The sequence below is a fragment of the Methylobacterium bullatum genome (genome assembly GCF_014845095.1).
GTDB classification, from domain to species: Bacteria; Pseudomonadota; Alphaproteobacteria; order Rhizobiales; family Beijerinckiaceae; genus Methylobacterium; species Methylobacterium bullatum.
Window position 1 is genome coordinate 1 of the sequence record NZ_NKUG01000065.1, and the last position, 6,113, is coordinate 6,113.

The following is a 6,113-nucleotide window of genomic DNA, read 5'->3' on the forward strand; positions in this document are numbered from 1 at the left end:
CAATGCCGCGCACCGCGTCCGGCGAGAGTGACTGATAGCCGGAGACGGGGACGGCAGGTCTATCGCGGAGGCCGTGGGCGGGAGCGGGGGAGACGGTGGGATAGGGAGAGCTTGCCACGTTCGTGATTCGTCTTCGACGGCGGTGCGGCGTTCCCGGAACGTCAGCCGGCGGGGGCGGGGCCCGCGACGGAAGCGATGGGGATGGCAGGTGTGCCCCGTCCGCCCTGACACCGCGGCGCATTATGCGCTATAGGAGGTTGACAGGGGCGGCCTCGCCTCGCCACATCCCGGCTATCATGAGCGATCCTCTTTCGAAGACCTTTCCCGACGGTTCGGCCAAGCCGCCGCTGGAGATCCTGCTCTGCGCGCCACGGGGCTTCTGCGCCGGCGTGGTCCGTGCCATCGACGTGGTGGAGCGGGCGCTGGCGATCTACGGACCTCCGGTCTACGTGCGTCACGAGATCGTCCACAACAAATACGTGGTCGAGAGCCTGAAGCGCAAAGGCGCGGTGTTCGTGCGCGAGCTCGACGAAGTGCCGGACGGCAACGCCCCGGTGATCTTCTCGGCCCACGGCGTCGCCAAGACGGTGCCGGCCAATGCGGACAATCGCGGCCTCGTCACCATCGACGCCACCTGCCCGCTGGTGACCAAGGTCCACCGCGAGGCGGAGATCCACCACAAGCGCGGCCGCCACGTGCTCCTGGTCGGCCATTCCGGCCATCCGGAAGTGGTCGGCACCATGGGGCAGCTGCCCAAGGGCTCGATCACCCTGGTGGAGGATCTGGAGCAGATCGCCGCCCTGGAGCCGGACAACCGCGACAACCTCGCCTGGGTCACGCAGACGACCCTGTCGGTGGACGACACCCGCCATATCGTCGCCGCCCTGAAGCAGAAGTTCCCGACCATCACCGGGCCGCACAAGGACGACATCTGCTACGCCACCACCAATCGCCAGGAAGCGGTGAAGCAGGTGGCCCCGCTGGTGGATGCGGTGATCGTCGTCGGCTCCTCGAACTCCTCGAACTCGCAGCGCCTGCGCGAGGTCGCCGAGCGCGTCGGCTGCCCGATCACCCGCCTCGTGCTCCGCGCCGAGGAGATCGACTGGCCGGCCTTCGAGGGCATCCGCAAGCTCGGCCTCACCGCCGGCGCCTCGGCGCCCGAGGTGCTGGTGGAGGAGATCATCGACGCCTTCGCCGCCCGCTACGACGTCACCGTCGACACGGTCTCCACGGTGGTGGAGGACATGTCCTTCCCGCTGCCGCGCGAATTGCGCAGCGAAGCCGCCGAGTAGGTCGCATCGCCCGTTTTCCTCGCTGGGGGCGCCGGAGGGCGCCCCTTCTCATGTCTGCCCTCCAACGTCAGCGAAGCCCGTGGCCGTCTATACCGAGGTCTCCGACGAGGCGCTGACCGCCTTCCTCGCCCAATACGAGATCGGCACGCTGCTCTCCTACAAGGGCATCGCCGAGGGCGTCGAGAACACCAACTTCTTCCTGCACACCACCGCCGGCTCCTACATCCTCACCCTCTACGAGAAGCGGGTGAATGCCGGCGACCTGCCGTTCTTCCTCAACCTGATGCAGCATCTGGCCGCCCGTGGCCTCGCCTGCCCGCAGCCCATCGCGAAGCGCGACGGCGTGGCGCTCGGCGAACTCTGCGGCCGGCCGGCGGTGATCGTGACCTTCCTCGACGGCGTCTCGGTCAAGCGCCCGACGGTCGACCATTGCCGGGCTCTCGGCGTCGCTCTCGCCGGGCTGCACCGGGCGGGCAGCGATTTCGGCATGACCCGCGCCAACAACCTCTCGGTGGAATCCTGGGAGCCGCTGTTCGAGGCTGCCGGCCCCGCCGCCGACACCGTGTCCGAGGGTCTGACCGAGCGCGTGCGCGGCGACCTCGCGGTGCTCCGGGCCGTCTGGCCGCGCGGCCTGCCCTCCGGCGTGATCCATGCCGACCTCTTCACCGACAACGTGTTCTTCATCGGCGACGACCTGTCGGGCCTGATCGATTTCTACTTCGCCTGCACCGACGCCTTCGCCTACGACCTCGCCATCTGCCTCAATGCCTGGTGCTTCGAGCCCGACGGCAGGTTCTTCCCCGACAAGGGCGAGGCGATGATCGCCGGCTACCAATCCGTGCGGCGCCTGCAGGACGACGAGGTCGCGGCGCTGCCGATCCTGTGTCGGGGTGCCGCCCTGCGCTTCATGCTGACCCGCCTCGTCGACTGGCTCAACGTGCCCCCCGGCGCCCTGGTCCAGCCGAAGGACCCGCTCGAATACGACCGCCGGCTGGTGTTCCACCGGGCGGCCGCCCATGCGCGGGATTACGGCTGGCGCGAATAGCGTCTTCGCAGAGATCAGGGCATGAAAAAGCCCCGGCCGTTTCCGGCCGGGGCAAGGTGGTCTCGTTCGTGAAGGCCTAGAAGAAGCCGAGCTTCTTGGCCGAGTAGCTGACCAGCATGTTCTTGGTCTGCTGGTAATGGTCGAGCATCATCTTGTGGTTCTCGCGGCCGATGCCGGACTGCTTGTAGCCGCCGAAGGCCGCATGGGCCGGGTAGGCATGGTAGCAGTTGGTCCAGACGCGGCCGGCCTGGATCGCGCGGCCGAAGCGGTAGGCGCGGGTTCCGTCGCGGGTCCAGACACCGGCGCCGAGGCCGTAGAGGGTGTCGTTGGCGATGGAGAGCGCGTCGGCATCGTCCTTGAAGGTGGTGACCGAGAGGACGGGGCCGAAGATCTCCTCTTGGAAGATCCGCATCTTGTTGTGGCCCTTGAACACGGTGGGCTTCATGTAGAAGCCTTCCGCGAACTCGCCGTCCTTCACGTTGCGCTCACCGCCGGTGAGGCATTCGGCGCCCTCCTGGCGGCCGATATCGACGTAGGACAAGATCTTCTCCAACTGCTCGGAGGAGGCCTGCGCGCCGATCATCGTGGCGGGGTCGAGGGGCGAGCCCTGGGTGATCGCCTCGACGCGCTTGATCGCCCGCTCCATGAAGCGGTCGTAGATCGATTCGTGCACCAGCGCGCGGCTCGGGCAGGTGCAGACCTCGCCCTGGTTGAGGGCGAACATGGTGAAGCCTTCGAGGGCCTTGTCGAAGAAGTCGTCATCCTCGTTGGCCACATCGGCGAAGAAGATGTTCGGCGACTTGCCGCCGAGCTCCAGCGTCACCGGGATGAGGTTCTGCGAGGCGTATTGCATGATGAGGCGGCCCGTCGTCGTCTCGCCGGTGAAGGCGATCTTGGCGATGCGGGGCGAGGAGGCGAGCGGCTTGCCGCATTCCAGGCCGAAGCCGTTGACGATGTTGAGGGTGCCGGGCGGCAGCAGGTCGGCGATGAGCTCGGCGACCACGAGGATCGAGGCCGGAGTCTGCTCGGCCGGCTTGAGCACCACGCAATTGCCGGCGGCGAGCGCGGGCGCCAGCTTCCACACTGCCATCAGGATCGGAAAGTTCCACGGGATGATCTGGCCGACGACGCCGAGCGGCTCGTGGAAATGGTAGGCGACGGTGTCGTGGTCGATCTCGGAGATCGAGCCTTCCTGCGCGCGGACGCAGCCGGCGAAGTAGCGGAAATGGTCGATGGCCAGCGGGATGTCGGCGTTGGTCGTCTCGCGGATCGGCTTGCCGTTGTCCCAGGTCTCGGCGAGGGCGATCAGGTCGAGATTCTCCTCCATCCGGTCGGCGATGCGGTTGAGGATGAGGGCGCGCTCGCCCGGCGCGGTCCGGCCCCAGGCCTCCTTGGCGGCATGGGCCGCATCGAGGGCCTTCTCCACGTCCTGCGCATCCGAACGGGCGACCTCGCAGATGACGCGGCCGGTGACCGGCGAAGTGTTCTCGAAATACCGGCCGGCGACGGGGGCGACCCACTGGCCGCCAATGAAGTTCTCGTAACGGGCCGAGAACGGCGCCTTGGTACCTGACGACAGGAATTCGGGCTTGTTCATGTGCGTTTCCTCCGTGTTGTTCTTGTGTGCGCCAGCAGAAGCCGGGCGGATTGCCAAATCAAGATAGACTTTTGGCCTAACCGGCTCGGATCGACGGCATCGAGCGGGTCGGCGCGTGGTCCCGCTTCTATGGCGGGGAGCTACGCGCTGAAGGCAGTCTAACCCCTCTGCGGCGGTCTGGCGATGCCGTGGGCAGGCGATTTGGAAGGCCTCGCAAAACTCTCGATCACCGGCGGTTATCTCCGGGAGTGCGGATCCGCAGCGGGAGTTCTGCCAAAATCGATCATCCGATCAGATCACCTCAGGATGAGGTAAAGCCTTGGACGAACAACCCAAACAGGCTCGGCAAGACACTCACCGTCCCGACGGCAGCCGGGTGAAGCGCCGGGCGGTGATCCGCCGGGCGATGGCCCGGTCGATCCTGGGACCGGCCCGTTCGGTGCCGTCGCGGTGGATCATCACGCCCGTGGCGCGTCCGTCCGGTTCGATGTCGAAAGCCACGCGGATCGCGCCGTTCTCCGCCACGAAGGCCCTGTCGCTCTCGGCGACGAGGGTGATGCGGGACTCGGTCGATCCTTGACCGAGCGCCTGCGCCGTGAGGCGGTCGCCGTCGCGGGTGACGCCCAGGACCGAGCGCGGGCCCGTCCGGTAAAAGCCGACATAGCGGTCGAGAACGGTCTGGCCGACGCTGATCTCGGTGCGCGCGGGCTCGCCGAGATAGAGGGCCGCGAGTTGTCGCGAGAGGGCCTGGGCCGGCACGATCTCGGAATTGCCGAGCACCACGATGGTGAGGCCGAGATCGGGGTAGGAATCCTTGATCGCGCTGAACCCGCTGATGAAACCGCCATGCGACCACAGGCGGTGCCCGTAGGCCGTGCCGATGTACAAACCGAGGCCGTAGCCGTGGCCGTAATCCGTCACCATGGCCCGGCGCGACGCCTCCGACAGGACACGGCCGGAGAACAGCGCCCTGTCCCAGGCGACGAGATCGTCGAGGGTCGAGGCCAGCATGCCGGCACCCGACGGAGCGCTGGCCGCCAGGGGCAGGGCGTGGCGCCATTCGCCCGAGACGCGGCGGTAGCCGGCGGCACGCCGGGGGATGATGGCGCCCGGATCGGCGTCCCAGGTCGAGGCCAATCCGGCCGGCGCCAGGATGGCGTCGTTGAGGTAGCGCGCGAAACTCTGGCCGGTGATCCGCTCGATCAGGCCGGCGAGGAGGATGTAGCCGGTATTGCTGTATTCGTGGCCGGTCCCCGGCGGGAAGAGCAGATCCTCGCGGTAGAGGAGGGCCACCGTCTCCATCGGCGAGCGCTCGATCCGCCCGAGCTGCGTCGCGTAGCCCGGCAGGGCGGTGACGTTGGGCAGGCCGGAACTGTGGTTGAGGAGCATCCGGATCGTCATCGGCGCCCAGGCCGGCGGCAGTTCGGGCAGGTAGCGGATGGCGGGATCGTCGAGGGAGAGGGAACCGGCCTCGGCGAGTTTCAGGATCGCCGCCGCGGTGAACTGCTTCGTGATGGAGCCGATGCGGAACATTGTGTCCGGCGTGTTGGGGATCGCCCATTCGCGGTCGGCCATGCCGTAGGCGCGGCGGAACAGGGGGATGCCGTCCCGCGCCACGATCACGGCACCCGAGAAGACACCGCCCCTGGCGTGCGAGTCTATGAGGGCCGAGGCCTCGCGCGCGAAGTCGCCGGTCCCGTCCTGCATGGGAGCGCCTGACGCCCTGTCCTGGGCAGTCGCCGCGCCGAGCAGCAGCAACAGGGCGCAAGCGCCGGAAAGGAAGCGTGAAAGCATGAGGCGCGGTGATCCGTCGGCTGCGATCCTGCCAAGGTTGCGCGGGAATGTGGCGTGGTTGCGCGGGAGTGCCACCCCCGGTCGAGATCGGCGGCATTCCCGCGAAACCGTGATCGGCATCGGCGCCGAGATCACTGTTTTGCCCTGAAGCTCGGCAACATGGCCCGCCTTCGTGCCGACGGACGAAGCCATCCGTCACGACCGGACCCGCTCCGCCGATGACGGCCCTTCCCCAACCACGCAACAGGAAGAGACATCCATGAGCCGCACCACTCGCGCCCTGCTGGCTGCGTCCCTCGCCTTTGGTACCTCCGCCCTGGTCTCGCAGGTCAGCTTCGCCCAGGCGCCGCAGAAGGCGCCGGCACCCGCCAAGGCCGCCCCCGCC

4 protein-coding genes are annotated in these 6,113 nt (G+C 67.8%); 2 read left to right on the plus strand and 2 right to left on the minus strand.

The window, feature by feature from the left end; all coding sequences use genetic code 11:
- Window positions 1–296 precede the first annotated feature (296 nt).
- Both ispH and thrB read left to right on the plus strand, forming a co-directional pair.
- Complete coding sequence (gene ispH / locus MBTS_RS09660) at window positions 297–1,292, plus strand: 4-hydroxy-3-methylbut-2-enyl diphosphate reductase (protein ID WP_018045088.1); 996 nt, start codon at window positions 297–299, stop codon at window positions 1,290–1,292.
- A 79-nt stretch (window positions 1,293–1,371) separates the two neighbouring features.
- Entirely contained in the window at window positions 1,372–2,337 is a 966-nt protein-coding gene (gene thrB, locus MBTS_RS09665; protein WP_192215507.1) for a homoserine kinase, read from the plus strand.
- Between the two features lie 76 nt (window positions 2,338–2,413).
- On the opposite strand, the gene adh is transcribed toward thrB, so the two are convergent.
- Together adh and MBTS_RS09675 are read right to left on the minus strand one after the other, a co-directional pair.
- Entirely contained in the window at window positions 2,414–3,934 is a 1,521-nt protein-coding gene (gene adh, locus MBTS_RS09670; RefSeq protein ID WP_056140443.1) for an aldehyde dehydrogenase, read from the minus strand.
- A gap of 354 nt (window positions 3,935–4,288) precedes the next feature.
- Window positions 4,289–5,728 carry a serine hydrolase gene (locus MBTS_RS09675; RefSeq protein WP_238253756.1) on the minus strand — a complete coding sequence of 480 codons (1,440 nt, stop codon included), beginning with the start codon at window positions 5,726–5,728 and terminating at the stop codon, window positions 4,289–4,291.
- Between the last annotated feature and the right edge of the window lie 385 nt (window positions 5,729–6,113).

What these genes read in the sequence shown, in the direction of transcription:
- ispH (WP_018045088.1), top strand. Translation starts at nt 297, where the DNA reads ATGAGCGATCCTCTTTCGAAGACCTTTCCCGACGGTTCGGCCAAGCCG.
- adh (WP_056140443.1), bottom strand. Translation starts at nt 3,934, where the DNA reads ATGAACAAGCCCGAATTCCTGTCGTCAGGTACCAAGGCGCCGTTCTCG.
- MBTS_RS09675 (WP_238253756.1), bottom strand. Translation starts at nt 5,728, where the DNA reads ATGCTTTCACGCTTCCTTTCCGGCGCTTGCGCCCTGTTGCTGCTGCTC.